The organism is Methylobacterium sp. NPDC097929, from assembly GCF_049543375.1.
Taxonomy (GTDB): domain Bacteria; phylum Pseudomonadota; class Alphaproteobacteria; order Rhizobiales; family Beijerinckiaceae; genus Methylobacterium.
In genome coordinates this window covers 117,732-143,717 of the sequence record NZ_JBMVEP010000003.1, presented here as the reverse complement: position 1 = coordinate 143,717, position 25,986 = coordinate 117,732, and the positions used below count along the sequence as shown (strand labels likewise).

General features: G+C 70.2%; 23 protein-coding genes and 1 other RNA gene. 11 read left to right on the top strand and 13 right to left on the bottom strand.

The window, feature by feature from the left end; translation table 11 throughout:
- Positions 1-340 precede the first annotated feature (340 nt).
- From ACPCJR_RS10790 to ACPCJR_RS10780, 3 genes are all read left to right on the top strand, one after another.
- On the top strand, positions 341-2,854 hold the full coding sequence (locus ACPCJR_RS10790; RefSeq protein WP_391512302.1) for a TonB-dependent receptor: 2,514 nt from the start codon (positions 341-343) through the stop codon (positions 2,852-2,854).
- A 305-nt stretch (positions 2,855-3,159) separates the two neighbouring features.
- On the top strand, positions 3,160-3,558 hold the full coding sequence (locus ACPCJR_RS10785; RefSeq protein ID WP_110353709.1) for an EF-hand domain-containing protein: 399 nt from the start codon (positions 3,160-3,162) through the stop codon (positions 3,556-3,558).
- 184 nt (positions 3,559-3,742) lie between these two features.
- On the top strand, positions 3,743-4,102 hold the full coding sequence (locus ACPCJR_RS10780) for a hypothetical protein (RefSeq protein WP_391512303.1): 360 nt from the start codon (positions 3,743-3,745) through the stop codon (positions 4,100-4,102).
- Positions 4,103-4,208: 106 nt separating this feature from the next.
- On the opposite strand, the gene ACPCJR_RS10775 is transcribed toward ACPCJR_RS10780, so the two are convergent.
- From ACPCJR_RS10775 to ACPCJR_RS10765, 3 genes are all read right to left on the bottom strand, one after another.
- Complete coding sequence (locus ACPCJR_RS10775; RefSeq protein WP_391512304.1) at positions 4,209-5,756, bottom strand: undecaprenyl-phosphate glucose phosphotransferase; 1,548 nt, start codon at positions 5,754-5,756, stop codon at positions 4,209-4,211.
- 143 nt (positions 5,757-5,899) lie between these two features.
- On the bottom strand, positions 5,900-7,144 hold the full coding sequence (locus ACPCJR_RS10770; protein WP_391512305.1) for a glycosyltransferase family 4 protein: 1,245 nt from the start codon (positions 7,142-7,144) through the stop codon (positions 5,900-5,902).
- 217 nt (positions 7,145-7,361) lie between these two features.
- Positions 7,362-7,940, bottom strand: coding sequence for a polysaccharide biosynthesis/export family protein (locus tag ACPCJR_RS10765; RefSeq protein WP_110353705.1), 579 nt, complete (start codon positions 7,938-7,940; stop codon positions 7,362-7,364).
- A gap of 236 nt (positions 7,941-8,176) precedes the next feature.
- On the opposite strand from ACPCJR_RS10765, the gene ACPCJR_RS10760 reads away from it, so the two are divergent.
- Positions 8,177-10,525 carry a GumC family protein gene (locus tag ACPCJR_RS10760; RefSeq protein WP_391512306.1) on the top strand — a complete coding sequence of 783 codons (2,349 nt, stop codon included), beginning with the start codon at positions 8,177-8,179 and terminating at the stop codon, positions 10,523-10,525.
- A 24-nt stretch (positions 10,526-10,549) separates the two neighbouring features.
- Here ACPCJR_RS10760 and ACPCJR_RS10755 read toward each other — a convergent pair whose 3' ends face one another.
- From ACPCJR_RS10755 to ffs, 4 genes are all read right to left on the bottom strand, one after another.
- Positions 10,550-10,681, bottom strand: coding sequence for a hypothetical protein (locus ACPCJR_RS10755; RefSeq protein WP_391512307.1), 132 nt, complete (start codon positions 10,679-10,681; stop codon positions 10,550-10,552).
- 420 nt (positions 10,682-11,101) lie between these two features.
- Positions 11,102-11,425, bottom strand: coding sequence for a YbaB/EbfC family nucleoid-associated protein (locus tag ACPCJR_RS10750; RefSeq protein WP_391512308.1), 324 nt, complete (start codon positions 11,423-11,425; stop codon positions 11,102-11,104).
- Between the two features lie 141 nt (positions 11,426-11,566).
- Positions 11,567-13,438 carry a DNA polymerase III subunit gamma/tau gene (locus ACPCJR_RS10745; RefSeq protein ID WP_391512309.1) on the bottom strand — a complete coding sequence of 624 codons (1,872 nt, stop codon included), beginning with the start codon at positions 13,436-13,438 and terminating at the stop codon, positions 11,567-11,569.
- A gap of 57 nt (positions 13,439-13,495) precedes the next feature.
- An RNA gene (ffs, locus tag ACPCJR_RS10740) (signal recognition particle sRNA small type) lies at positions 13,496-13,592 on the bottom strand.
- Positions 13,593-13,697: 105 nt separating this feature from the next.
- Here ffs and ACPCJR_RS10735 point away from each other — a divergent pair.
- Positions 13,698-14,165 (top strand): DUF5991 domain-containing protein, encoded by a 468-nt coding sequence (locus ACPCJR_RS10735; RefSeq protein WP_391512310.1) that lies wholly within the window; start codon positions 13,698-13,700, stop codon positions 14,163-14,165.
- A gap of 31 nt (positions 14,166-14,196) precedes the next feature.
- Here the strand turns inward: ACPCJR_RS10735 and ACPCJR_RS10730 are convergent, their stop codons facing one another.
- The gene (locus ACPCJR_RS10730; RefSeq protein ID WP_391512311.1) at positions 14,197-14,457 is read right to left on the bottom strand and encodes a PepSY domain-containing protein; all 261 of its coding nucleotides are present in this window, start codon (positions 14,455-14,457) and stop codon (positions 14,197-14,199) included.
- A gap of 150 nt (positions 14,458-14,607) precedes the next feature.
- Here ACPCJR_RS10730 and ACPCJR_RS10725 point away from each other — a divergent pair, with 150 nt between their 5' ends.
- The 3 genes from ACPCJR_RS10725 to ACPCJR_RS10715 all read left to right on the top strand — a co-directional run bounded on the left by ACPCJR_RS10725 (position 14,608) and on the right by ACPCJR_RS10715 (position 18,853).
- Positions 14,608-16,146, top strand: coding sequence for a YifB family Mg chelatase-like AAA ATPase (locus ACPCJR_RS10725; protein ID WP_391512312.1), 1,539 nt, complete (start codon positions 14,608-14,610; stop codon positions 16,144-16,146).
- Positions 16,147-16,283: 137 nt separating this feature from the next.
- On the top strand, positions 16,284-17,480 hold the full coding sequence (locus tag ACPCJR_RS10720; protein WP_391512313.1) for an FIST N-terminal domain-containing protein: 1,197 nt from the start codon (positions 16,284-16,286) through the stop codon (positions 17,478-17,480).
- On the top strand, positions 17,477-18,853 hold the full coding sequence (locus ACPCJR_RS10715) for a hybrid sensor histidine kinase/response regulator (RefSeq protein WP_391512314.1): 1,377 nt from the start codon (positions 17,477-17,479) through the stop codon (positions 18,851-18,853). Before ACPCJR_RS10720 ends, ACPCJR_RS10715 begins: the two co-directional genes overlap by 4 nt.
- 13 nt (positions 18,854-18,866) lie before the next feature.
- On the opposite strand, the gene ACPCJR_RS10710 is transcribed toward ACPCJR_RS10715, so the two are convergent.
- Positions 18,867-19,190 carry a hypothetical protein gene (locus ACPCJR_RS10710; protein WP_391512315.1) on the bottom strand — a complete coding sequence of 108 codons (324 nt, stop codon included), beginning with the start codon at positions 19,188-19,190 and terminating at the stop codon, positions 18,867-18,869.
- Positions 19,191-19,352: 162 nt separating this feature from the next.
- On the bottom strand, positions 19,353-20,018 hold the full coding sequence (locus tag ACPCJR_RS10705; RefSeq protein WP_391512316.1) for a transglutaminase-like cysteine peptidase: 666 nt from the start codon (positions 20,016-20,018) through the stop codon (positions 19,353-19,355).
- A 245-nt stretch (positions 20,019-20,263) separates the two neighbouring features.
- Between ACPCJR_RS10705 and ACPCJR_RS10700 the strand changes: the two genes are divergently transcribed.
- A complete protein-coding gene (locus tag ACPCJR_RS10700; protein WP_391512317.1) occupies positions 20,264-20,680 on the top strand; it encodes an acyl-CoA thioesterase in 417 nt (138 codons plus the stop codon).
- Between the two features lie 284 nt (positions 20,681-20,964).
- Here the strand turns inward: ACPCJR_RS10700 and ACPCJR_RS10695 are convergent, their stop codons facing one another.
- Positions 20,965-21,921, bottom strand: coding sequence for a zinc-dependent alcohol dehydrogenase family protein (locus tag ACPCJR_RS10695; protein ID WP_391512318.1), 957 nt, complete (start codon positions 21,919-21,921; stop codon positions 20,965-20,967).
- Between the two features lie 95 nt (positions 21,922-22,016).
- Between ACPCJR_RS10695 and gcvA the strand changes: the two genes are divergently transcribed.
- Positions 22,017-22,904: a transcriptional regulator GcvA gene (gene gcvA, locus ACPCJR_RS10690; protein WP_391512319.1), complete on the top strand. Its 888-nt coding sequence runs from the start codon at positions 22,017-22,019 to the stop codon at positions 22,902-22,904.
- A gap of 260 nt (positions 22,905-23,164) precedes the next feature.
- The gene (gene map, locus ACPCJR_RS10685; RefSeq protein WP_391512320.1) at positions 23,165-23,917 is read left to right on the top strand and encodes a type I methionyl aminopeptidase; all 753 of its coding nucleotides are present in this window, start codon (positions 23,165-23,167) and stop codon (positions 23,915-23,917) included.
- Between the two features lie 83 nt (positions 23,918-24,000).
- Here map and ACPCJR_RS10680 read toward each other — a convergent pair whose 3' ends face one another.
- Together ACPCJR_RS10680 and ACPCJR_RS10675 are read right to left on the bottom strand one after the other, a co-directional pair.
- On the bottom strand, positions 24,001-24,906 hold the full coding sequence (locus ACPCJR_RS10680) for an alpha/beta hydrolase (protein ID WP_391512321.1): 906 nt from the start codon (positions 24,904-24,906) through the stop codon (positions 24,001-24,003).
- 87 nt (positions 24,907-24,993) lie between these two features.
- Positions 24,994-25,908, bottom strand: a complete 915-nt coding sequence (locus ACPCJR_RS10675) for a transglycosylase SLT domain-containing protein (protein WP_391512322.1) — start codon at positions 25,906-25,908, stop codon at positions 24,994-24,996.
- Positions 25,909-25,986: the final 78 nt, after the last annotated feature.

Genomic DNA, 25,986 nt, shown 5'->3' with positions numbered 1-25,986 from the left:
TCCCCGAGGTATCAGCCTGCAGGCTGAGTTTCTGCTTTAAGTCATCTTTCCGGCTGCGTTCGGCCGCAGTCGAATCGTGCTCCATGCTTCTGGCGTGTGCGGTTTGGTTTGTTGCCGAATCGTCCCGGATCTCTCTGCCTTTTTGTCCGTAAGTGATTGAAGAACAGCGAGAAATATGTTGCCGTAACAGCACGCGGCTTCGGTAAGCTTGAGCGTTTCATCATAAATAATCCCCCAGAGGCGCTGCGGCGATTGTCGCGGCCTCCGGCCTCCAGCAACATCCGGCAACCGTCCCATCCAAGGGGCGGCAAGCACGAATGACAAGGGCTGGGGAATGACTATGCGGGTGCTGCGAGGCAGCCTCATCGCATCGGTTGCGCTGCTTCCGGGACAGGTGATGGCGCAGGGCGCGGGCGGCCAACAGGCCGTGACGCTGGAAGAGATCAGCGTCGTTTCGAATACGCCGGTTGCGGCCTCGCGCCGGGTGGTCACGACCCCGACCCCCTCGGGTCTGCGCGAGGTGACGGTGCTCGACGGCATCGACCGCAACAAGCTGCCGCAGAACACGAGCGTTCTGACCGCCGGCGACGTCTCGCGGGTCGGCTTCCCGAGCACCGTGCGCGCGCTCGACGAGCGCGTCGGCTCGATCAGCATCAACAACGCGCAGGGCAACCCCTTCCAGCCGACGATCACCTATCGCGGCTTCGAGGCCTCGCCGCTCGGCGGCTCGCCGCAGGGCGTGGCGGTCTACCTCAACGGCGCCCGCTTCAACACCTCCTTCGGCGACACCGTGCAGTGGGATCTCATTCCCGACATCGCGGTCGACCGGATCGAGCTGGAGGGCTCGAACCCGGCCTTCGGCCTCAACGCGCTCGGCGGCTCGCTGGCGGTGACGCTCAAGAACGGCTTCACCTACCAGGGCACCGAACTGAACCTGCTCGGCGGCTCGTTCGGCCGCGGCGCGGTGGCGTTCCAGCACGGCCAGCGCATCGACAATATCGGCCTCTACGTCGCCGGCACCAAGCTCGGCGAGGACGGCTGGCGCAAGCACTCGCCCTCGCGCCTCAACCAGATCTACGCCGACCTCGGCGTTCAGGCGGAGCGGGGCGAGTTCCACTTCAACGTGATCGGCGCCAGCAACAGCCTCACCGGCAACGGCACCGCCCCGGTGGAACTGCTCAAGGCCAACCGCGCCGACGTGTTCACCTATCCCGACCAGACCAAGAACGACTTCCTGCGCTTCCAGCTCTCGGGCACCTACGACGTCACGCCCACCATCAGCGTGCAGGGCAACGCCTATTACGGCCTGTTCCGCCAGCGCACCGCCAACGGTGACGCCGCCGACGTGGAGAACTGCGAGGTCGACGAGCGCTTCGTCTGCTCCGAGGGCGCGGACGACAACCAGTTCTTCCTGCGTGACCGCACCGGCAACCCGGTCCGGGTCGACCGCCTGCGCACCTTCAACTTCGGCGCGGTCAACCCGGTCTTCGCCGACCGCTTCGACGAGGGCGGCCCCTACGCCTTCCTGAACCAGACCCGCACCGACACCGACAATTTCGGCGCCACGGTCCAGACGGTGGTGCGCGAGACGCTGTTCGGCCTGCCGAACCGCTTCGTGCTCGGCGGCTCCTACGACGGCGGTCGCACCCGCTTCACCGCGGACAATTCCATCGGCGGCCTCACCTTCGATCGCGGCTTCTCGCCCCCCGGCGTGGTCGTCTCCAGCGATGACGGCATCATCACACCCGTCTCGGTGCGCACCTCGAACGATTACGGCGGCATCTACTTCTCGAACAACACCGACCTGACCGACCGGCTGACCCTGACGCTGCAGGGCCGGTTCAACATGGCCAAGATCATCCTGCGCGACCAGATCGGCACGGCGCTCAACGGCGACCACTACTACCAGCGCTTCAACCCCGGCATCGGCGCCACCTACAAGATCGTCCCGGACTACCTCGTCGCCTACGGCGGCTACACGGAAGCCAACCGCGCGCCGACCCCGGCCGAGCTGTCCTGCGCCGACCCGCAGGCGCCCTGCTCGCTCACCAACTTCTTCGTCGGCGATCCGCCGCTGAAGCAGGTGGTGGCGCGCACCGTCGAGGCCGGCCTGCGCGGCCGCATCCCGCAGCCCGACGACGTCTTCGGCGGCATCTTCTCGTGGAAGGCGGGCTTCTTCACGACCCGCAACGACGACGACATCCTGTTCGTGCCGGCTCCCGACACGATCGGCCGCGCCTTTTTCCGCAACGTCGGCTCGACCAAGCGGCAGGGCGCCGAGGTGAGCCTGTTCTACAACACGCCGACCTGGAGCGCCTTCGTCGATTACGCCCTCGTCAACGCCACCTTCGAGTCGCCGGTCGAACTCGCGGCACCCGGCAACCCGTTCAACAGCGCCGGCGGCGACGAGAGCGGCGTCGTGCTCGTGCGGCCCGGCAACCGCCTGCCCGGCGTCGCGCCGCATCAGCTCAAGGTCGGCCTGCAATACCAGGTCACGCCGGAATGGCGCGTCGGCGCGCTCGCCCGCTTCGCCACGGGCAAGTTCCTCGTCGGCGACCCGACCAACCAGAACAAGACCACCGGCGACTTCGCGGTGTTCGGCTTCAACACCAGCTACCGTATCGCTCCGAACATCGAGCTCTACGGATACGTCGAGAACGCCTTCAACACCAAGTACGCCACCTTCGGCACCTTCTCGCCGGTGAACGAGGTCCCGATCATCTCGGTGCCCAACGCCACCTCGAACCGCAGCCTCGCGCCCGGCGCGCCGGTGGCGGCCTTCGGCGGCCTGCGCATCCTGTTCGAGCCCCCGCCGCCGGCTCCGATCGTCGAGCCGCTGGTGCGCAAGGGCTAAGGCCCCGCGCAATCGCACGACACGCTCCTGGGCCCGCAAGGCCCGGGGCACCCCAGCCCCAAAAGACGGCGCGGTTCTTGATTGAGCCGCGCCGTCTTCACATGTCTGGGATGCGACGCAGGGCAGGTCGGGCAAAAGGGTCGTGAAAGACGCCCCCTCCTATTGCCAAACTTTCCCGGGCAAGTTACGCAAGTTGAAGCGAGGCCGGATGGCCGGGGCGCCCGATGCACCTCGTCCTGCCCGCCGCCCTGCGACTTTGCCGCCCGCCCGGTCCGACCGGGCCCTTCGACCAGGAGTTTGCGCCGATGGCGTTCCGTCTTTCCTCCGCCGTTCTTCTCGCCGCGCTCGTCGCGGTTCCGGCCTATGCCGCCCCGACCACGACCAAGGTCGACATCGCTGCCTTCGATCCGGACAAGGACGGCACGATCGATCTCAAGGAGGCCCAGACAGCTGCGTCCGCCGCCTTCGACAAGCTCGATCCGGATAAGGACGGCACCCTCGATGCCAAGGAGCTGCAGGGCCGCCTCACCGAGGCCGACCTCAAGAAGCTCGACCCGGACAACGACGGCACGCTCGACAAGAAGGAATATCTCGCCGCCGTCGAGATGTACTTCAAGGCCGCCGATCCGGACAACGACGGCACGATCGACGCCCGGGAGCTGACGGGTCCGGCCGGCCAGGCGCTCGTCCAGCTGATGCGCTGAATTCCCGAAAACATCGGGACGAAAGAAGGGTGCGGATCGCGAGATCCGCACCCTTTCTCATGTCGGAAGCGCCCGGGCGAAGCGTCGCAGAGGCGGAACCTCGGGTGGGTCCCACCAGCTTTCTCCGGCCGAAGCAGGCGGCGTCACGGCCGACCCGCCCGGATCGATCGGAGGATACAAGCCCATGCACAGAGCCCTCAGCCTGCCCGTCGCCCTCGGCCTGATGGTCGCGGCGGGACCCGCCCTGGCGATCACCTGCAAGGACGACATCGCCGCGGTGGAGCGGCGCCTCAACAGCGCCGGCGCTGAGCAGGTAACGGGCAAGGAGCCTCCGGGCGGTCCGACCTCGTCGGGCTCGTCCAAGGCCCTGGACAAGCCGCCGGCCGGCGCCCCCTCCGACCCCTCGACTAAGCCGACCAAGGCCGGCGTGGAAGAGGCACGCAAGCTGCTCGCCAAGGCCAAGGAGCAGGACAAGGCCGGCCAGGAGGCCGCCTGCCAGGATACGATGACCCAGGTGAAGGAGAAGGCCGGCGCGCTGCCCTAGGGTCGGAACGCACGGCGTAGGCAGGTGACACGCCCTGAATGACGAGAGCCCGGGATGGCGCGACGGCGCATCCCGGGCTCTCTCCCGTTCGAAGTCTCAAAGATCCTCAGTACGCGTTGTCGGTCTTGAAGAGCGCGAGCGGCGTGGTGAGCAGGATCTTGAGGTCGAACAGGATCGACCAATTCTCGATGTAGTGCAGGTCGTGCTCGACCCGGCGCTGGATCTTCTCGCTGGTGTCGGTCTCGCCGCGCCAGCCGTTGACCTGAGCCCAGCCGGTGATGCCGGGCTTGACCTTGTGGCGGGCGAAGTAGCCGTCCACGACCTGATCGTAGAGGGTGTTGGCGGCCTTCGCCTGAAGGGCGTGCGGGCGCGGACCAACGAGGGAGAGGTCGCCGCGGATCACGTTGAAGAGTTGGGGCAACTCGTCCAGCGAGGTCTTGCGGATGAAGCGGCCGACCGGCGTGACGCGGGAATCGGACTTGCTCACGAGCTGCGCGGCACCCGCATCGCACTGATCGACATACATCGAGCGGAACTTGAACACCTCGATCAGCTCGTTGTTGAAGCCGTAGCGCTTCTGCCGGAACAGCACCGGACCGGGCGAAGTCAGCTTCACGGCCACGGCCACCGCGAGCATGGCCGGCGACAGCATCAGCAGCAGGGCGAGGCCGACGAGACGGTCGAACAAGCCCTTGAGGATCACGTCCCAGTCGGCGAGCGGCTTGTCGAACAGGTCGAGTAGCGGCACGCCGCCGAGATAGGAATAGGCCCGCGGGCGCAGCCGTAGCTTGGCCGCATGCGCCGAGAGGCGGATGTCCACCGGCAGCACCGAGAGCTTGGCGAGCATCTGCAGGATGCGCGCCTCGGCCGAGATCGGAAGGGTGAACACCACGAGGTCGACGGTGTTGATGCGGGCATAGGCGACGAGGTCGCTGACGTTGCCGAGCTTCGGATAGCCCGCCACCATGGTGCCGGCGCGGTCGTCGCCCCGGTCGTCGAAGATGCCGACGATGCGGATGCCGTGGTCGCCGCCGGCCTCCAACGCCCGGATCATCTCCTCGGCGGCCGGGCCGCCGCCGACGATGGCGGTGCGGCGATCGAAGCGGCCCTTCGCCATCTGCTGCCGCACGAAAAGGGAGACCGCCGTCCGGCTCGCGAACAGGAAGGCGAGTCCGGCCGCGTAGTAGCCGAGCAGCCAGATCCGCGAGTAATGGTCGGCGATCTTGCCGAGCACCATGGCTGCGGCCACCATCAGGAAGGCGATCGACCAGCCGGTGGCGAGCTTCGCCGCCGTCTTGGAGAAATCCCGCAGGGCACCGATCCGGTAGCTGCCGGAAGCCTGGAACAGGCCGAGCCCCGCGAGGGTGACGGCGAGGATGGCCGCGGGATAGCGCGGCGCCAGGGGCACGATCCCGCGCAGCAGGATCTGATGCAGGGCAAAGCCGAGCAGCATCAGCCCGCAGAATTCGAACAGGCGCACGCAGCCCGTCAGCACGACCGGCGAGAGCCACGGACTCGTGGGGCGAGGCGAGGACGCGTTCTGGATGACCCCGGAGGCATTCGCCTCGCCGAGCCCCAGCGGTGCGGGGACCGGCGTTGCCGAGCCGGCCTGCCCGGCTGCCTTGAGCAGATCACGGACGTCGATGGCACTCATCGCGATGTTCCACGTGAAAACTGTCAGCCTCCGGCTTCGACAATACCGACGAACCGACAAGAAACTCTTAATGCGACGCCGCTTCGATCCATGGATCGAGGCCTGCGGATACAGGCCCCACGGAGATGGCTCGTCGCGCCGGATCAGGCCGAGGCGGGGATCGTGAAGGGCCGTGGCGAGCGCGCCCGCAGGGCGGCCGCGTAGCCGCACAGCACGTCGGCCGCCATGCGCTCCATGGAGAAGCGGGTTCGCAGCGAAGCGCTGAGGGCGCGGGCGCGGCCCTCGCGCGCCTCCGGCGGTTCATCGAGGATGCGGGCGATGGCGCGACTGAGCGCACTGCAATCGCCCGGCGGAACGAGGTCGCGGGAGAGGCTGCCGAAAATCTCAGGGATGCCGCCGACATTGGTCGCCACGAGCGGCTGAGCGGCGGCCGCGGCTTCGAGGACGACGTAGGGCAGGGACTCCGCGAGCGAGGGAACCACCATCACGCGGCCGCGGCCGAGCACCGGGCGAATGGCCTGAGGCGGTTCGAAGGCGATGGCCTGGGCAAGCCCGAGGGCTCCGGCCATGGCCGTGAGGCTCTCGGTATCCGGCCCCGACCCCACCATCAGGAGCCGCAGGTTGCGGCCCTCGGAGTGGAGTCGGGCGAGCGCCCGCAGCAGCACCGGAAGGCCTTTCGCCTCGCGCAACTCGCCGACATAGACGAGGTCGAACGGGTCGGGCACCGTTCCCACCGGGGCGAACTCCGCCTCGGCGATGCCGTTATGGACGATCCGCGCGAGCCGCTGCGGCCCGCCGGCATAGGCGTTGTGGCGGGATGCGACGTACTCGCTCTCGAACAGGAACAGATCGGTCGAGCGCGCCATGAGGCGCTCCGCCGCCATGTAGAGCCGGTGCAGGGCCGTGCCGGGCCGGTAATTGTAGCTGCCGCCATGGGGGGTGTAGGTGCGGATCACCCCCTGTCCCGCCGCACCGAGCGGCGAGAGGCGGGCGAAGACACCGCCCTTGGCACCGTGTCCGTGCAGGACGTTCGCCCCCACCGCCAGAGCCCGTTCGCGCACGGTCTTCATCGCCTGAAGGTCGCGCGGATGGGGGTTGCGGCGCATCGGGACGCGCACGACGCCGAGGGCGAGATGGGGCGCCAGATCGGCCAGCGCCCGTTCGGCTCGCTCGCCTCCGGTCGAGGCATCGCAGACGAGGCCGACCGCGTGCCCTGCCGCCGCCTGGAGGCGGGTGAGGTCGACCACGTGGCGGAACAGGCCGCCGACGGGCGCCCGGAAGACGTGGAGGATGCGATGGCGCTCACCGCCCGTGCCGAGGGAGGGCAGGTCCGCCGCCGGGCGCGCGGCGAGATTGGCGGCAAGTGAGGCGGCGATGGGGGCGGCCACGGCGACGGTCTCCGCGCGGGCGATCCCGACAGTGGGGCCCGATCCGTCGCGAAGATGGCGTCCGTCCCGTCAGTGCAGGGTTAAGCCGCCCGCTCGAAAGCGCCTCGACCGGCGCTCGTAAGCTCCGCATTCGCAGTTTTCGCGGATCGCGGTTAGGCGTCCATGAACGCTGCCGTCCGGGGGAAGCTGTGATCCGCCGGGTCGCGTGATTTCAGGATCAGAAGAACCGCTCCTTGACGACGATCGTGTCGCCCGGCCGCACGGGATAGGACATCGGCACGATCCCGTTGATGAGGCCGCCGGGTCCGTCGCGGGTGAGGACGGCGTAGTCGCGTGCCGCCCGCGGCCCGAAGCCCGCCGCGATCGCCACCGCCGTCTCCACGGTCATGCCGTTGACGTAGGGATACTGGCCGGAGGTCGTCACCTCGCCGAGGATGTAGAAGGGCCGGTAGGCATCGACCTCCACGGTCACGTGCGGCTCGCGCACGTAGCCGGCCGCGAGCTTCGACTCGATCAACCGTGCGGCCTGGGCCGTGGTCTGACCGCCGACCTGAACCACGCCGATCAGCGGCATCGCGATCCGCCCGCCGCCATCCACCGCGTAGATGTTGGACAGGTTGTCCTGCCCGAACACGATCACGCGCAGCTTGTCGCCGGCCGCGAGGGCGTAGCGTGCGCCGATGGAGCCCGTGCCGGTGGCATCGAGATCCGTGGTCCGGAAGTCCGGACGCAGGCAGCCACCGAGGGTCAGGACCGACGGGAGGGCCAGAAGGAATGCGCGCCGCTGCATCGCCATCGCTGTCGTGAGAAACCTTGTTCCTGCTTTAAGGCGACATGGTTAACGAAAGCTGATCCAGCCGGCCGGCGGAGGCGCATCGCAACATTTGCCAGGATCGATGCTGATTCCGGTTTGGTGCCCGCAGAGCAGGGGTGCGGCCCGCGTCTTAACGCGAAGTCAACCTTAACGCTTTCTACTGATCAGCGACGGGCCGCCTGCCCAGGCCCGCGCTCTGCCTTGCGTAAAGACTGCCCATGCCTCGCCTCCGGCTGTCGACCGATCCGTCCTCCATCCCGCCCGGCGGCCCAACGGGTCCCGGCGGCCCCGGCGACGGCTTGGCCGTCTCGCAGATCGCGGGCGTGCTGCGCCGCTCCTGGGCCTGGATCGCGCTGCCGACGCTCATCGCCGCGCTCGGCGCCGTGGTGTTCGTGCAGGTCGTGACCCCACGCTACACCGGCGAGGCCAAGGTTCTCCTGGAGAGCCGCGACCCCGCCTTCGCCCGCACCGCGGCGGAACGGGCGGACCAAGCCCAGCCGATTGACGAGCAGGCCGTGGCGAGTCAGGTGCAGGTTGCGATGTCGCGCGATCTCGCCCGGCAGGCGATCCGCAGCCTGAACCTGATCGGCAACCCGGAATTCGATCCGCAGGCCGAGGGCAGCTCGGCCATCCGGCGCACGCTGATGATGCTCGGCCTCGCCTCCGCCCCGATGGAGCGCGCCGCCGAGGATCGCATCCTCGACAACTACCTCGAACACCTGCTGGTCTATCCCGTCGGCAAGTCGCGCATCCTCTCCTTCGAGTTCCGCTCGCGCGATCCCGATCTCGCGGCGCGCGGCGCCAACACGGTCGCCGACCTCTACCTCGCCTCCCTGGCCGCGGCCTCCGTCGATACGGCCCGCTACGCCTCGACTTGGCTCGGCAACAACATCGAGACTCTGCGCGCCCGCGTCGCCGAGGCGGAGGCGAAGGTGGAATCCTTCCGCGCCAAGAACGGCCTGATCGGCGTCGGCAGCAGCAATGCGGCCCAGCCGCTCTCCTCCCAGCAGCTCTCCGAGCTGTCGAGCCAGCTCTCGCAGGCCCGCACCATCCAGGCGGACCTCACCGCCCGCGCCAAGCTCCTCAAGGATATGATCAAGGAGGGCCGGGCCTTCGAAATCCCGGATGTCGCCAACAACGAACTGATCCGGCGCACCGTCGAGAGCCGCATGGCGATGCGCGCGCAGCTCGCGCTCGAATCGCGCACGCTGCTGCCGGCCCATCCCCGCATCAAGGAACTGACCGCGCAGGTTCAGGATCTGGAGAGCCAGATCAAGGCTGCGGCCGAGCGGATCGTGCGCACCCTGGAGAACGACGCTAAGATCGCGGGCGCGCGGGTCGAGAGCCTGCGCGCGGCCGTCGACGGCCAGCAGGACGTGGTGGCCAAGGGCAACACCAGCGAGGTGCAGCTGCGCGCCCTGGAGCGCGAGGCGAAGTCGCAGCGCGAGCAGCTCGAATCCTACCTCGCCCGCTATCGCGAGGCTGCCGCGCGCGACGCCGAGAATGCGAGCCCGGCCGATGCTCGCGTCGTCTCCCGTGCGGTGGTGCCCGATCTGCCCTCCTTCCCCAAGAAGCTGCCGATCATCGCTTTTGCCACCCTGCTGGCCTTCCTGCTCTCCAGCGCGGGCGTCATCGGCCGCCACCTCCTCGTGGCGCCGCCCGCCGGACCGGGCGAGGACCGCACCGAGGACGAGGGCGAGACGGCCTCCGTCCGTCCCGTGCGCCCCGGTCCCGATCTCTATCCCGAGCCCGAGCCCGTCGCGCGCCGACGGCCCGTCCACGAGCCCGTCTACGGCTCGACCTACCCGGCCTCCGCGGCCGAGCGCTTCGCGCCGGCGCTCGCCTTCGCCAATTCCCTGCGCGCCACCGCCACCGTCCATCACCCCGTCTTCGCCAGCCCGGTGCCGGTGGGCGTCGATGCGCCGGCTCAGGGTGGCCAGGGTCGCTTCAGCGTTCCCACGCGCTCCTCCGCCTCCTCGGCCGATCTCGACGGGCTGATCGCCAGGCTCGCCGGCATTGCCGAGCAGGGCGGGGGAGGCTGCGTGCTCGTGGTCGAGACGCAGCGCTCGGGCGAGCCGGGCCTCGCCTCCGACCTCGCTCGGGTGCTCGGCCCGCGGGGTCAGACGCTGTTGATCGACGTCAACGGTGCAGCCACCGGCCTTGCCGAGCCCGGCCTGACCGACCTCGTGGCCGGCGCGGCCAAGTTCCCCGACGTGATCCAGGCCGTGCCCGGCTCGCGGCTGCATGCGGTCAAGCGTGGCTTCGCATCCCTGGACGTGCTGGTGGAGGAGCCGCAGGGGCTTGCCATCGGCCTCAACGCCCTGGCGCAGAGCTACGACTGGGTGCTCTGCCGCCTCGACGCGGCTGCAGGCGGCGATGCGGCGGACCTCGTCACCGCGGTCGGTCCCTGCATGGATTCGATCGTGATCGCCTCGGATGCCGCAGCCGACGATCCGGCGCTGGTCTCGCTCTACCGGCTGGCCAAGGAAGCGGGCGTCCGTCAGGTCGTCGTCGCGCGCAAGGCCGACGAGCGCCTGGAAGCCACATCCCTGCGGCTCACCGCCTGAGGCTTCGGCCGCAGCAGCATCGCGTCAGCGATCTCCACCCTCGGCCTCGTCGGCAGCCGTCATTGCGGCCGCGCATCGCAGCGCCCAGAGATTGGCGCCGACGACGGTTGCGAGGAGCATCGCCGCGATCAGGGTGAAGGGAGATGGGACCGTCATCGCCTCTCCCCGGAACGCGGCGGTGGTTCCGCCGGCACTGATCGGAGAAAGGCCGACGGAACCGCCGAGCCTCGCTAAGGGGGGCCGCGTTCGGCCCGGCCAACACGTCATACCGTATCGGCGAGTTACATGCCTTAACATAATTTGGAGTTGCGTCTGCCGCTCGAGCGCATCTTTGAGCCGCGGACGGAACGACTATGGATGCAAGGCCGGCAAGTTGTGGCTATGCCACTGCGATTCATCAGGTTTTTCAAAAATTCCCGCGCGCTGGGGCTGTAGGACAGGAGCAATCAACGATCGGGCGTGGCAGGTTGACGCAGGAATGGGCTCGCCGCCGACGGAGAACGACGTCGGAGTACAACCTATGACAGTGGCGGCGCGAGGGAGCTGGCTCTCGCAGCCAACTCCTCAGGGACCGAGCTAGAACGGCAGCTTCATCCCGGGAGGCAGGGGAAGGCCCTTGGTCAGCTCGGCCATCTTCTCCTGCGCCGTCGCCTCCGCCTTGGCGCGCGCGTCGTTGCAGGCGGCAACGATCAGATCCTCCAGAATCTCGCGCTCGTCGGCGACCATCAGGCTCGGATCGATGGCGACGCCGAGCACCTGACCCTTGGCCGTCATGCGCACGCTCACGGCGCCGCCGCCGGACGCACCCGACACCTCCACCGAGTCGAGTTCCGACTGGAGCGAGGCCATCTTCTCCTGCATGGCCTGGGCCTGCTTCATGATGCCCATGAGGTCGCGCATGGTGGGATCCGCTCCGGTTCCGGTCGAGGTCAGGTTCGCCTTCGGCACTTAGGCACCCGCGCCCAGGCCTGCCAGGGCAATCGCGACGGTTCGTGCATCATCCCGCACGGAGGCGGCCGGCTTTCGGGCAGAGACGACGCGCTAAGCGTCGTCGTCCGTCTCGTCCGGCAGCGGCTCGACCGGCCCGGCCGTCTCCGGCGCCACATCGGCTCCCGCATCCGGCACCTTGTCGCGCACGTCGACGATCTGCGCGCCGGGGAACCGGGTCAGCACCTCGCGCACCAGCGGGTGGGCGGCGGCGTTCTGGTGCCGGGTCTGCTCGGCCTGCCGGGTGTTCTGCTCCAGCGTCGGCGCACCCTCCTCCTTGGAGACCACGACCACCCAGCGCCGCCCGGTCCAGGCGTCCAGCGCCCGGGCGAGATCGTTGGCGAGGCTGGTCCGGCCGCCGGCCGCGAGGCGAAACTCGATCCGCCCCTCCTCGAAGCGCACGAGATGCACGTCGCGCTCCAGGGCGACCTTCAAGGCGATGTCGCGGGCAGCCTCGGCCTGGGCGACCACGTCCTCGAAGCGTCCGAGCCGCGGCCCGGCGGGCGCGGCCGGGGCGGGGCGGGGCGCCGCCTCGGGCGCCGCGGCGGTGACGGGGACCGAGGCCAGGGCCGGGCGCGGCTGGGGCGAGGGCACCATCTGCAGCGCCGCGGAGCCCGCCTCGCGTGCCATCATGGCGCCCGGGCCGCCGTCGCGGGCCGGGATCGGCCGGGAGGCGTTCGCCGCACCTCCCTCGGCGCCGGCGCTCTCGCTTCGGAGCCGGCGCAGGGCCTCGTCGGGCGTCGGCAGGTCGGCGGCGTAGGCGAGGCGCACGATCGCCATCTCGGCCGCAGCGAGCGGACGGGGCGCGGCCTGCACCTCGGGCAGCGCCTTCAGCAGGATCTGCCACGCTCGCGACAAGGCCCGCACGGGCAGGCGCTCGGCGCAGTGCGCGCCGCGCACGCGCTCCGCCTCGCTCAAGGTGGGGTCGGCACCCGCCCCCGGAACGAGCTTGAGGCGGGTGACGAGATGGGTGAAGCCGGCCAGATCCGAGAGCACCACCGCCGGGTCGGCGCCGGAATCGTACTGCGCGCGCAGCTCGGCGAAGGCGGCCGGCACGTCGCCGCGCATCACCGCCTCGAACAGATCGACGATGCGCGAGCGGTCGGCGAGGCCGAGCATGTCGCGCACGCCGCCTGCCGTCACCGCGCCCGCCCCGTGGGCGATCGCCTGATCGAGCAGGGAGAGCGCGTCGCGCACCGAGCCCTCGGCGGCGCGGGTGAGGGCGGCGAGCGCCTCGTCCTCGACCGCGACGCCCTCCGCGCCGCAGATCTTTCTCAGATGGGCGGAGAGCACGTCGGCCTCGACCCGGCGCAGGTCGAAGCGCTGGCAGCGCGACAGAATCGTGACCGGAACTTTCCGGATTTCGGTCGTCGCGAACACGAACTTGGCGTGAGGCGGCGGCTCCTCCAGGGTCTTCAGGAAGGCGTTGAACGCCTTCTCCGAAAGCATGTGGACCTCGTCGACGATGTAGACCTTGTAGCGGGCTTCCGTGGGCGCGTAGCGGATGCCGTCGATGATGCCGCGCACGTCGTCGATGCCGGTATGCGAGGCGGCGTCCATCTCCAGCACGTCCATGTGCCGGGATTCCATGATCGCCCGGCAGTGGCGGCCGAGTTCGGGCATCGCCACCGTCGGCCCGGTATCGGGCTGGCCGTCGCGCAGATAGTTGAGGCCGCGGGCGAGGATGCGGGCGGTGGTCGTCTTGCCGACCCCGCGCACCCCGGTCAGCATCCAGGCCTGGGGAATGCGGTTGGCGGAAAACGCGTTGGCCAGCGTGCGCACCATGGCGCCCTGGCCGATCAGGTCGTCGAAGGTCTGGGGGCGGTATTTTCGCGCCAGCACCCGGTAGGGCGTCGCGGCCGGCGCAGCGGCGGGCATGCCGGGCAGGCCCGGCTCGTCGGTGAGCGTGCCGTGCGTCTCGTCCATGCCGCCGTCGGATTTTTCGGAAGAGGCCGGGGCCGTCCGGCTTGAACCGACGGCAAGGGTGGGAGGCTGGACAAAGACCCGCTCGGTCTCGTTAGGGCTGCTTCCTTCCGGACCTGACCCGGTTGGCGAGTGAAACGTCCCTCGCCAACCTCCCGAGCCGTATATGACGGCAGGCGCGGGCGGATGCAAGCCGGGTCGCGGGCCGGGTTGTCTCGGCCGGCGTCGGCGACCATGCTTCACCCTCTCGAAGGGAGGAGCCATGCGGACGATCAGGATTTCGAGCGTTCTGGCCGCGCTCGCCGGCCTGTCGGGGGCGGCCCTGGCGCAGGAGCCGGCGCAGGAGGGCGCGCTCAAGGATTGGCAGGGCCGCTACCGCTACGCGCACGCGGCCGGACGCACGGCCGGCGGCACCGGAATCGTCGTGAATTACGACCTCGTGCTGCTGCCCCCGGACATCCGCGACGGCTGTGTTCTGACGATCAAGGGCTTCCAGAGCGACGAAAAGATCCGCTGCCGGACCCGCCGCGAGGGACAGGATCTCGCCGTGGCGTTCCACCGCTACGGCGACGGCGGGACGCTCAACAGGTACGGGGTGGCGGTCTACAAGCCGGACCAGCCGCTGTTCACCCTGACGAAGGGCGCCCGGCTGACCACCCGCTGGCAGGGGCTCAAGCCGGACGGCGCGGGCGTCGCGCAGAGCGGGGCTTACTTCACCCGCGTGAAGTAGCCCCGGGAGACGGCCTCCCGGGGCCCGCGGACTACTCCGCCTTGCGCTTCACGATCTCCATGGTCTTCGGGTCGAGCTTGAGATCGAACTGCTTGCCGTTGGCGTCGATGGCGTCGTCCACCTCGATCATGCCGTCGTCGAGTTCGATCTCCTTCCACTTCGTGAAGCCCTCCTTCTTCAGGATGTCCTCGACCTGGGTCTGCTGCTCGGGCGGCAGCTTCTGGTCGGCGAGCGCCGGGCCGGCGAGCAGGGCGAGGCCGAGCGCGGCGGCGGCGAGCGGGCGGGCAAACATGCAAGTCTCCTTCGGCAAATCGGTACCCGGCGAACGAATTGTATCGCCGGTGGTTCCTGCCTGGCCACGCCAACGGCCGAGCTTTCGATTGCTCTTGCGCGTATCGCCGCCTAGTCTGCAACCTCCGGCATCGGGGTTGGCACGGGAAGAATGGTCACGCGCGTCGCCACCGTCGCCTTCGAGGGGATCGAGGCGCGCGCCGTCGACGTGCAGGTGCAGATCGCGCCGGGTGCTGTCGCCTTCACCATCGTCGGCCTGCCGGACAAGGCGGTGGCCGAGTCTCGCGAGCGGGTGCGCTCGGCCCTGATCGCCTCCGGGCTGGCGCTGCCGGCCAAGCGCATCACCTGCAACCTCGCCCCCGCCGACTTGCCCAAGGAAGGTTCGCACTACGACCTGCCGATCGCGCTCGCCGTGATGGGCGCCATCGGCGCGCTGCCGGCCGATGCGCTGGGCGGCTACTGCGTGCTCGGTGAACTGGCGCTCGACGGCTCGATCACGGCGGTGGCCGGGGTGCTCCCGGCGGCGATGGCGGCCAACGGCCAGGGGCTCGGGCTGATCTGCCCCGCGGCGACGGGGCCGGAGGCGGCCTGGGCGGCCGGCGACATGGACGTGCTGGCGCCGCGCTCGCTGATCCAGCTCGCCAACCACTTCAAGGGCAGCCAGGTCATGGCCCGGCCGCAGCCCGCGGTGGCCGCGCCGGCCGGGCCGATGCCGGATCTGCGCGACATCAAGGGGCAGGAGAGCGCCAAGCGCGCCCTGGAGATCGCCGCGGCCGGCGGCCACAACCTGTTGATGAACGGCCCGCCCGGGGCCGGCAAGTCGATGCTCGCCGCCCGGCTCCCCTCGATCCTGCCGCCGCTCGGCCCCCGCGAACTCCTCGAAGTCTCGATGATCCAGTCGGTGGCGGGCGCGCTGAAGGGCGGCGCGCTCTCGAACCGCCGGCCGTTCCGCCAGCCGCACCACTCCGCCTCCATGGCCGCTCTCGTCGGCGGCGGCATCGCCGCGCGGCCGGGCGAGGCCTCGCTCGCCCATGGCGGCGTGCTCTTCCTCGACGAATTGCCCGAGTTCACGCCCCAGGTGCTCGATTCCCTGCGCCAGCCCATGGAGACGGGCGAGATCATGATCGCGCGGGCCAACCACCGTGTGACCTACCCAGCCCGCTTCCAGCTAGTGGCGGCGATGAACCCCTGCCGCTGCGGCATGGCCCTGGAGCCGGGCTACGCCTGCCGGCGCGGCCCGAACGAGCGCTGCGCGGCGCAGTACGGCGCGCGCATCTCCGGGCCGCTCCTCGACCGGATCGACCTGCGGATTGAGGTCGCGGCCGTGACCGCGGCCGACCTGATCCTGCCGCCGCCCGCGGAAGGCTCGGCGGAGGCCGCCGCGCGGGTCGCCGCGGCGCGGGCGCTTCAGGGCGCGCGCTACGCCGCGCTCGGGCTGCCGGGCGCCACCACCAACGCCACCTGCCCGGCCACGGTCATCGAGACCGTCGCGGCGCCCGACGCCGAGGGGACGGCGCTGGTTCGCAGCGCGGCCGAGACGATGCGGCTCTCCGCCCGGGGCTTTCACCGCACGCTCCGGCTCGCCCGCACGCTGGCCGACCTCGACGGCGAGGCACAGGTGCGGCGGCTGCATCTGGCCGAGGCGCTGTCCTACCGGGCGCGGAGCGAGCGGCCGGCGGCTGTAGCCTGATCCCGAGGACGTGGCGCGCTCTCGAAGCCGTGGGCCGCCCGCCCATTGCCACACCCCCGCGCCGCAGACATAGTCGTGCACAATATGTCAGGGGCCTCCGGTCTGCCGGAGGCGGCCCCGTGCGAGGGAGCGGGACGGTGGCGCACGGTACGCAGATGCGGCGGCATCTGTGCGGAATCCAGACGGCCTGGACCGATGCGGCCGAGGCGGAGGGCGCGGTCGCGGCCGTGGCGGAGATCCTCGACCGCGCGGTGCTCGGCCACCTCATCGTGTTCTTCTCGCCGGCCTACGACGCGCAGACCCTCGCCGCGGCGCTCTCCGCCCGCTTTCCCGGCGTGGCCCTGACCGGCTGCTCCACCTCCGGCGGCATCAGCCCGGCGGGCTCGATCGACCGCGGCCTCGTCGTCATCGCCTTCCCGCGCCAGGGCTTCCGGATCGTCTCGGGTCTGCTCACCGATATCGCCCGGCTCGACGTGGAGGGGGCCGCCTCCACCGTGCGGGGCCTGCGCCGCCTGCTCGATCAGGGTCGCCCGGATGCGGGCAGCGGCCACCGCTTCGCGCTCTCCCTGATCGATGCGCTCTCCAATGCCGAGGAAACCGTGGTCTCGGCGGTCGCCTGGGCGCTCGACGGCATCCCCCTGATCGGCGGTTCGGCGGCCGACGACCTCGCCTTCCGCAGCACCGTCCTGATCCACGAGGGCGCGCTGTGGCGCGACGCGGCGGTGATCCTGCTCGTCGAGACCGATTTCCCGATCCGCATCTTCAAGAGCGACAATTTCGAGCCGACCAGCCGCAAGTTCGTGGTCACCGCCGCCCGCGAGGAGGCGCGGCGGGTCACCGAACTGAACGCCGAGCCGGCCGCGCGCGAATACGCCATGGCGGTCGGGCTCGATCCGGAGAACCTCACGCCGATGAGCTTTGCCGCCTATCCGCTCGCGGTGAAGATCGGCGGCGAGTACTATTGCCGCTCGATCAGCCGGGTGGAGCCGGACGGGTCGCTGACCTTCTTCTGCGCCATCGGCGAGGGCGTGGTGATGACGCTGGCCCAGCCCCGCGACATCGTCGAGGCGACGCGCGCGGAACTCGAAACCCTCGACGCGGCGCTCGGCGGGCTCGACCTCGTGATCGGTTTCGACTGCGTGTTCCGGCGGCTCGACGCCGAGAGCCGGCAGGTGCGCCACCGCATCGCCGAGCTGTACAAGCGCTACGGGGTGGTCGGCTTCGAGACCTACGGCGAGCAGTACCGCTCGATGCACCTCAACCAGACCTTCACGGGCATCGCGATCGGCCGGGCCGAGGAGCCGGGCCCCCGCGCCGCGAAGGCCACGCGATGAACCGCCCCACCCTCTGGCCGGAGCCTCCCGCCGAACCGCAGACCCTCGAGTCGCTGAACCTGCGCGTGGCCAAGCTCGAGCGCATCAACGCGGCGCTGATGGCCCATGTCGAGCGCACCATGGACCAGCATGGGGGCGCCTACTCGCTGTTCCAGACCGCGATCATGCTGGACGGCCGCGTCCGCGCCCGCACGGAGGAACTGACGACCCTGATGCACAGCCTGGAGCGCTCCAACGAGGCGCTGCAGGCGGCCAAAGAAGAGGCCGAGACCGCCAACCGCTCCAAGACCCGCTTCCTGGCCGCCGCGAGCCACGACCTGCTCCAGCCGCTCAACGCGGCGCGCCTCTCCCTCTCGGCGCTGACCGACCTCGCTCCGAGCCCGGAGGCGAAGGGGATCGCCCGGCAGGTGGAGCGGGGGCTGGAGACGATCGAGGATCTGATCAAGACGCTGATCGACATCTCGAAGCTCGATGCCGGCATCGTGCGCCCGGTGGTCAAGCCGGTGCGGCTCGCCGAGCTCGTGGCCGGGATCGAGGCGAGCTTCCGGCCCTTCGCCGAGCGCAAGGAGCTGCGCCTCGTCACCCGCTGCGGAGACCTCGTGGTGGAGACCGACGGCGTGCTGCTGCAGCGCATCCTGCAGAACCTCGTCTCCAACGCGATCCGCTACACCGAGAGCGGCGGCGTGCTGATCGCCGCGCGGCGCGGGGGCGGCAAGGACGGCAAGCTCTGCCGGATCGAAGTCATCGATACCGGCCGCGGCATCCCCGAACACGAGCAGGCGCTCGTCTTCGAGGAGTTCTACCGCGGCGGGCGCGAATCCGATGACGGGGGCGTCGGCCTCGGGCTCGGCCTGTCGATCGTCCAGCGCACGGCCGCGACGCTCGGCCACGGCATCGCCTTGCATTCGCGCCCCGGCCATGGCACGCGCCTGAGCCTCACCCTGCCGATCGCCACGCAGCGCCCCGGTGCGTCCGTGCCGCTGGCGCCCCTGGCGACGACGCTGACCGGCGCCCGCGTGCTCGTGATCGAGAACGACGCCTCGACGGCGGAGGCGCTGCAGCGCCTCCTGCGCAACTGGGACGCCGAGGTGCGGGTGTTTCGCGATCAGGCGGGCGTCGTGGCCGCGCTCGGGGCCGGGATGATGCGGCCGGACGTGATGGTGATCGACTACCACCTCGACAACGGCGCCTGCGGCCTCGATGTGGTCGATGTCCTGCGGCGCGACCGGGGTTGGGTCACGCCGGTCATCCTCACCACCGCCGATCACGGCGCCGACATCGCCGCCCGCGCCCAGGCCACGGGGGCCGAACTCGTCCACAAGCCGATCAAGCCGGCGCAGCTGCGCTCGCTGCTGGCCTACATGCTGGCGTGAGCGGCGGGTCGGTTCAGAGCGCGCTGAAGCGCTGCCTGCCCATCAGCCGATCGCGGGCGCGGGCGATCAGGGCGGGGCGGATGCGTGCCACGTCCTCGCCGTCGAGGAGCGGAGAGCCCGCGAGCGCGCCGAGATAGACCTCCTCGCGGTCGCGGCAGGTCGAGACCGCCTTGGTCGCCGCGAAGCTGCGGCTCGTGGTGCGGGCGTGGTCCGCGAAGGCGTCGTCGAGGCAGGCCTGCCAGGCCGTGTGGCGCGCGGCCTCCGGGCTCTCCGCGCGGGCGGGGAGGGCGGCGAGGAGGACGAAGGCCGGAAGGAGGCTGGCAAGGATGCGGCGCATGGGGCGGACCCTGGGACGGCGAACCCGAGGAAACGACGGGGTTTTCCGAGCCGCGGGCCGCTCTCGGAAACCACCTGTCAACCTTGGTCGCCGACCCGTTAATGTCTGCTAACGCGTCGGCGCCGGGTTCGGTCCCGATCCGGAACAGTCGAAATGGTCCGCTCAGCGGTTGGCCGCGGTGAGCGGCGAGGCGTCGCGGCCGAGCGCGACCCAACCCACCGCTTCCTGGCTCTCGCGCTTGACGAAGGTGTAGCCGGTCTGGGTCCAGGGCAGGATCGCGTTGGTCTTGTTGTCGAGCACGAGGTCGCCGCGGCTGGTGATGAGGGTGAGGACGGCGTGGCCCTCGCCCTTCTCGTCGATGACGACCGTCATCCGCATGGCCCGGCGCGGCAGACCGGCATCGACGAGCAGGCGGCGCTTGAGCAGCTGGAAGTCCTCGCAATCGCCCCGGCCATCCTCGGCCAGATCCCAGCGGTCGGCCGCGCGCCAGTGATCGAGATCGGTCACCGCCTCGACGGCCCGGTTGATCCGGCGGTTGACGGCGTTGATCGTCTGCCAGAGGGCGGGCGTCAGGGTGATGACGGCCGGCTCCGTGCGGTCGACGGCGCACTCGCCGGCATAGCGCTCGCAGAACTCGGCCCAGGCGGCGATCGGCCGGGCGGGGCCGGTGGTGACCGCCGACAGGCTGGCCGCGGGAAGCGCGGCGTGGGTCTGCGCCTCGGTGCGCGCCGGCGCGGCCAGGAAGAGGCCGGTCAGGGCGAGGCCCGCGAGCAGGTTGAGCGCCGTCCGGGGCCGAGCGACACAGAGCTTGGAGAACGCGATACGCATGGCCCTGACCGAGCAGTTAAGCTTCCGTTAATGAAGCTCTCACAGGCGCCCGCCGGCCGCAATCGCCGGGTTAAAAATCGGTTAACGCGTTTGGTCGCATTTGAGCGGTCGGCGGCGCGGGGCCTCCGCGGCTGGCGGAGTGGAGCGGTTCGCGACAAGTCTGGGCCGCCGTCACCCCGTGCGCTGCCCGGCCGGTACGGCAGCTGCTACGCTCGGACGCACCCTCCGATCCGTAAAGATATCCGATGACGAGCGAGCCGAACCTCCTCGAAACCCAGCCCACCGACCGCGGGCCGCCGGTGATCCGCACGGTGGCGATGCCCACCGACACCAATCCGGCGGGCGACATCTTCGGCGGCTGGCTGATGGCTCAGATGGACATGGCGGCCGGCAACGTCGCCGCACGCCGGGCGCGGGGGCGCTGCGCCACGATCTCGGCGGAGGCGATGACCTTCCACCGGCCGGTCTTCGTCGGCGACGAGGTGAGTTTCTATGCCTGGATCGTGAGGACGGGCCGCACCTCATTGCGCATCCAGGTCGAGGTCTGGCGGCGGGAGCGGGAGGGTGAGGACACCACGAAGGTGACGGAGGGGCTCTTCACCTTCGTCGCCATCGGCCCGGACCGCCGGCCGCGGCCGATCCCGGGGGAGGTGATCGCCTGAAGAGGCGCCGGCCGGGAGCGGACGAAGGGCAGGGGCTGCGGCGCCGGGTCCGGCAAGGATGCGTGCGATCCGACTTGCACGCTTGGCGTTTGCTGCGAAGGGCTGCTTGCGATCTACGTGAGACGCTCAGCACGTCTGCTTTCGAGCGACCGCGCTCGGCACTGCAGCGCGGTCCGACGACGTCGACGCCAACATGGAACGGCAGTGATTTCGGTGCCGTCGTCCTCGACCAACAGGAACTTGCGACCTGTGAGAGCCGGGGCTCTGGCGGAGATCCGGCGGCGTCACGATCGGACCCGAAGCACGATCTTGCCCCTGAGCCGGCCCTCCTCGGAGCGCGCGTGAGCGCGGGCGACTTCTTCGAGAGGAAACTCCAGGCCGACTTGCGGCACCACGAGGCCGCGCTCGAGGAGGCGCGTGAGGGCGTCGAGCTTGCTGCTGCTCTGGCGAGAGAAGACGAAGTGGTAGGTCGCGTTCCGGCCCCAGGCCTCGATGAGGTTCTGGGGGGTCGCGGTGTCCACCAGGGTGACGACGCGCCCATCCTCGCGGAGGATGCGGGGGGAACACGAAAGCGTGTCGCGCCCGATCGTATCCAGAACGACATCGACGCCCCTGCCGTCGGTCAGGCGATTGACGGCCTCCACGTCGTCCTCGCGCTCGAAATCGATGACGGCCGAGGCGCCGAGCCCTTCGACGAGGGCTGCGTCGCTGCCGCGCGCCGTCGCCAGGACACGCGCGCCGATGGCCTTGGCGACCTGAACGGCGATGGCCCCGACACCGCCGGCCCCGCCGTGGATCAGGACCGTTTCGGTCACCTGCAACCGGGCCCGCTCGACCAGCCCTTCCCAAACGGTCACGCCGACGAGGCTGACGCTCGCGGCCTCGGAATGGGTCAGGTTGACGGGCTTTCGTGCCACGATGTCGGCGTCCGCCACGTGGTATTCCGCGTACGATCCCGGCCCGCTGAAGATCCGCGGCGTGTAATAGACCTCATCGCCTACGCGGAACTCCGTCACGTCGGATCCGATCTGGTCGACGACCCCCGAGACATCGTGGCCGATGATGGCCGGCAGTTCGACTTGGTCGGCGTAGTCACCGCGGCGGATCTGTCCGTCGAGCGGGTTGATCGATGTCGCATGCACGGCCACGCGGACCTGCCGGGGGCCTGGCCTTGGGTCGGGGAGGTCCCGGAGTTCGAAACTGTCCGGCCCTCCGAACCGCGTCAACACCATCGCTTTCATGGGAGCCTCCTGTCCCTGGGAGGCGCCCTTGTGTCAGCTGGGATGCGGGGTGACGAACGCGTTCTCCTCACGGGATGGATGAGCTACGTTCAGCCATGACGATGCGCAGATCGCTTCCCCCGCTCGCGGCGCTGCGGGCCTTCGAGGCGGCTGCGCGCCGCCTGAGCTTCCGCGGCGCCGCCGACGAGCTGGGCGTCACGGCGACCGCCATCAGCCATCAGATCCGGCTTCTCGAACAGACCTTGGGGCTTCGCCTCTTCCACCGCGAGACGCGCCGGGTCCGGCTGACCGCCGAGGGAGCCGTGCTGCTGCCCGTGCTTCGCGATGGCTTCGACGCGTTCGCCGAAGCCATCGACCGGATACGCGGCCGGCAAGCGGCCGGTCTTCTCACGCTGTCGGCTCCCACCGCCTTCGTCGCGAAGTGGCTCGTGCCACGGCTTGCCGACTTCCGTGCCGTGCATCCCGGTTGCGACCTGCGACTGCACGCGTCCGACAGCCTGGTCGACTTCGCCCGCGACGGCGTGGACGTTGCCGTCCGCTACGGGCCCGGTCCCTACCCCGACCTCGACGGTCACAGGCTGGTGGTCGACCGGGTCACGCCCGCCTGCAGTCCCCGCCTCGCGGTTCGATCCGAGAGAGATTTGGCGCGCTACCCGCTGCTGCACTTCGAGTGGCCCCACCTGACCGACGAGACGCCGACATGGCCGGTCTGGCTGCGGAAGGCCGGGATCACGGACGTCGACGGCGGCGCGGGCATTCACTTCAGCGACGAAGGTCACGTCATTCAGGCCGCGATTGCGGGTCAAGGGATCGCGCTTCTGTCGGTCGTGCTTGCCGCCGACGACCTCGCGAGCGGCGCCCTGGTTCAACCCTTCGGGCCCGTTCTCGACGCCCACCCCTACTGGGTCGTTCACCCCCGACATCCGGCCCGGGCGGGGGATGTCGGAAAGCTGGTCGACTGGCTCGGCTCCGCAGCGGTGTGATCCAGCGGTCCTGACCCTCGTCCGCTCGTCCATCCCTTGTGCGCTTCGCGCTGAAATGGGGCGTCGCCCTCAGGCCTGGGTCACGGGGCCCATCGGAAGCGATACGGTGGCCCGCTGAAATTTCGCCTCAAGTGTGGGACAGCGCCAATGCTGGTTTTCCACCCCCAAGCGCACCGCGCAATTTGGTACCAAGCGTCGGCTTCGGACCAAGAGAGCCCACCGAGCCGGAACCCCTGCGGCATCCCACGGAAGGAGACCCCATGACCGTGTCGAGCGACGACGACCTCGCGGCGCTGAAACGGATCGGGCGCATCGTGGCCGACGCGCTGGAGGCGATGGGCCGGGCGATCGAGCCCGGCATGACCACGCTCGAACTCGATGGGGTCGGGCGGCGGTTTCTCGAGGCGGCCGGGGCGCGTCCGGCGCCGGAGACGGTCTACGGCTTTCCGGGGGCCACCTGCATCAGCGTCAACGAGGAGATCGCCCACGGCATCCCGGGCGAGCGCCGGATCGGACCGGGCGACCTCGTCAACATCGACGTCTCGGCGGAGAAGGACGGCTTCTTCGCCGATACCGGCGCCTCGTTCGCCGTGCCGCCGGTGACGCGCGCGGTCGAGCGGCTGTGCAAGGACGGGCGCCGGGCGATGTGGTCGGGCCTGCGGCAGGTCGGGGCCGGCAAGCCGCTGGCGGGTATCGGCCAGGCCGTGGGCAGCTTCGCGAAGAAGAACGGCTATACCCTGGTGCGCAACCTCGCCAGCCACGGCGTCGGCCGGTCGCTGCACGAGGAGCCGACCGAGATCGCGACCTGGCCCAACGCCTCCGAGCGCCGGATCATGGCGGAGGGTTTGGTTCTGACCGTCGAGCCCTTCCTGTCGCTGGGCGCCGACTTCGCCGAGGACGGGGACGATCCCTGGACCCTCTACAGCCGGCCGCGCGCCCTCACGGTCCAGTACGAGCACACGGTCGTGGCGACCCGCAACGGGCCGCTGATCCTGACGATGCCGGGACAGTAGGGGCGCGGGCTGCCGCGTCCCTCCGGGTTTCCGTTCACACCGATCACGGCACGACGGGTGGAGCGACGCACGCCCTGAAGGCGTCAGTGCATCGTCAGCGTGGTCAGCCGGCGCGCGCCCGCGTGCTGGCGCAGGAAGGCGCTCATCTCGGCCAGCACCGGGGCCTTGCTGCGGAAGGTGATGGAGAGCGCCAGCAGCGTGTCGGCGTGGTCGAGCCCTTCGTAGACCCGCTCCTGCACCGGGACGCGGGCGCTGCGCAGGCGCTCGGCGAGGCTCGCGGTGTTGCGCGGGCGCACGACGGTGTCCGTGTCGCCGGTGGCGAGGAAGGCCGGCGGCGAGTGGGCGCCGGCGAAGGTGACGGGCTGCGTCGCCTTCGGATCGGGCGCCTGTCCGAACACGTCGATCGAGGTCTTCTGGTCGAAGGGCAGGAAGTCGTAGGGGCCGGACAGGCCGGCCACCGCCCGGATCACCCGCGGATCGACGCCGGCCCGGCGCAGATAGCTGGAATCGAGCCCGAGCATCGCCGCGTTGTAGGCGCCGGCCGAATGGCCCGCGAGCAGGATGCGGCTCGGGTCGCCCCCGTGTGCGGCGATGTTGTCGCGCACCCAGGCGATGGCCGCCGCCCCGTCCTCCAGGAAGTCGGGGAAGCGCGATTGCGGGTAGAGCCGGTAGTCCGGCAGCACGGTCACGAAGCCCTGGGCGGCGAAGGCCTGCGCGACGAAGGCGTAGTCGTCCTTGCTGCCGCTGTTCCACGAGCCGCCGTAGAAGAACACCAGCACGGGCGCGCGCTCCGCGGGCACGGCCGGCACGAACACGTCGAGGCGCTGGCGCGGGTCCTCGCCGTAGGCCGCGTCGCGCAGCGCGATCCGTCCGCCCTTGTCGCGGGGGCCGAGCGCGTCGAACAGCGCCAGGGGCGAGCAGCCGCTCAGGCCCAGGGCGGTGAGCCCGAGGCAGACCAGGGAGACGAGGGAGACGAATGCCTTGATCATGTGATCCGTGATTGACGCGGCGGTCGCGGCGGTTTCATGGCCGCGCAGTGCCGCGATGATGGTCGGCCGCGATGATGGTTGATGGGTTCAGGTCCGCAGGACGATGCAGGCGCCGCCCACGGTGCGGATCTTCTGGCAGAGGCCGTCCGCCGCGCCGCGGCTCTCGGCCGGGATGCGCACCCGGTAGAAGGTGCGCGTGCCGCGGAAGCGCAGGCGCGTGCCGATGATCATGGGCCGCACCTCGCCGATCACGCTGGTATAGCGGGTGCGTGCCCGCTGGAAGCTCGCGAGCGCCAGCGATTTCGAGAAGTTGCCGGCGAGCTGCACGCCCCACGGCGCGGCCGGGCCACCCTCGATAGCGAGCGCGAAGCGGTCCCCGCGCGAGGGGATGCGCAGGGCCGCCGTGACCTGAAGGCAGGTCTGCGTCTCGGCCTCGGGCGCGACGGGCTTCGGCTCGGATGTCGCGTCGGGCTTCTTGCCGGCCGGATCGGCCCCCTCCGGCATCTCGACGGCGGCGTTCGGCCGCCAATCCTCCGCCGGCCGGCCGGTGATGGCGATGACGTAGGCCCGCGTCTCGGCGGGCAGGCCGCCGCTGCCCGCGAGCCAGGCCGAGACGCGCCCCGGCCCGCCGTTATAGGCCGCCGCCGCGAGCCCGAGATTGCCGAACTGCCGCTTGAGGTCGGCCAGGAAATGCGCCGCGTGGGGAATCGCCTGCTCGGGATCGAACGGATCGCTGAGCCCGCGGTCCTTGGCGGTGCCGGGCATGAACTGCGCCACCCCCTGCGCCCCGGCCGGGCTCACCACGCCGACGCGGAAGGAACTCTCGCGCCAGATCAGCCGGGTCAGGAACGGCACCGGAAGCTGCCGCGCCTTGGCCGAATCCTCGATCAGCCGGCAGAGCGCCTGCTCCACCGTCTCGCTCTCGGGCGAGGGGGCCGCACGCGACGGACCGGCGAGGGCCATGAGCGCGGCCGGAATGAGAACGAGGACGAGGCGAGGCACGCCGGCTCATCTAGGGCGTCCGTTCGGCGAGGGGATGGCCGCTCGCCTTCATGGCCGAGCTTCGTTCGAGGCCGATGC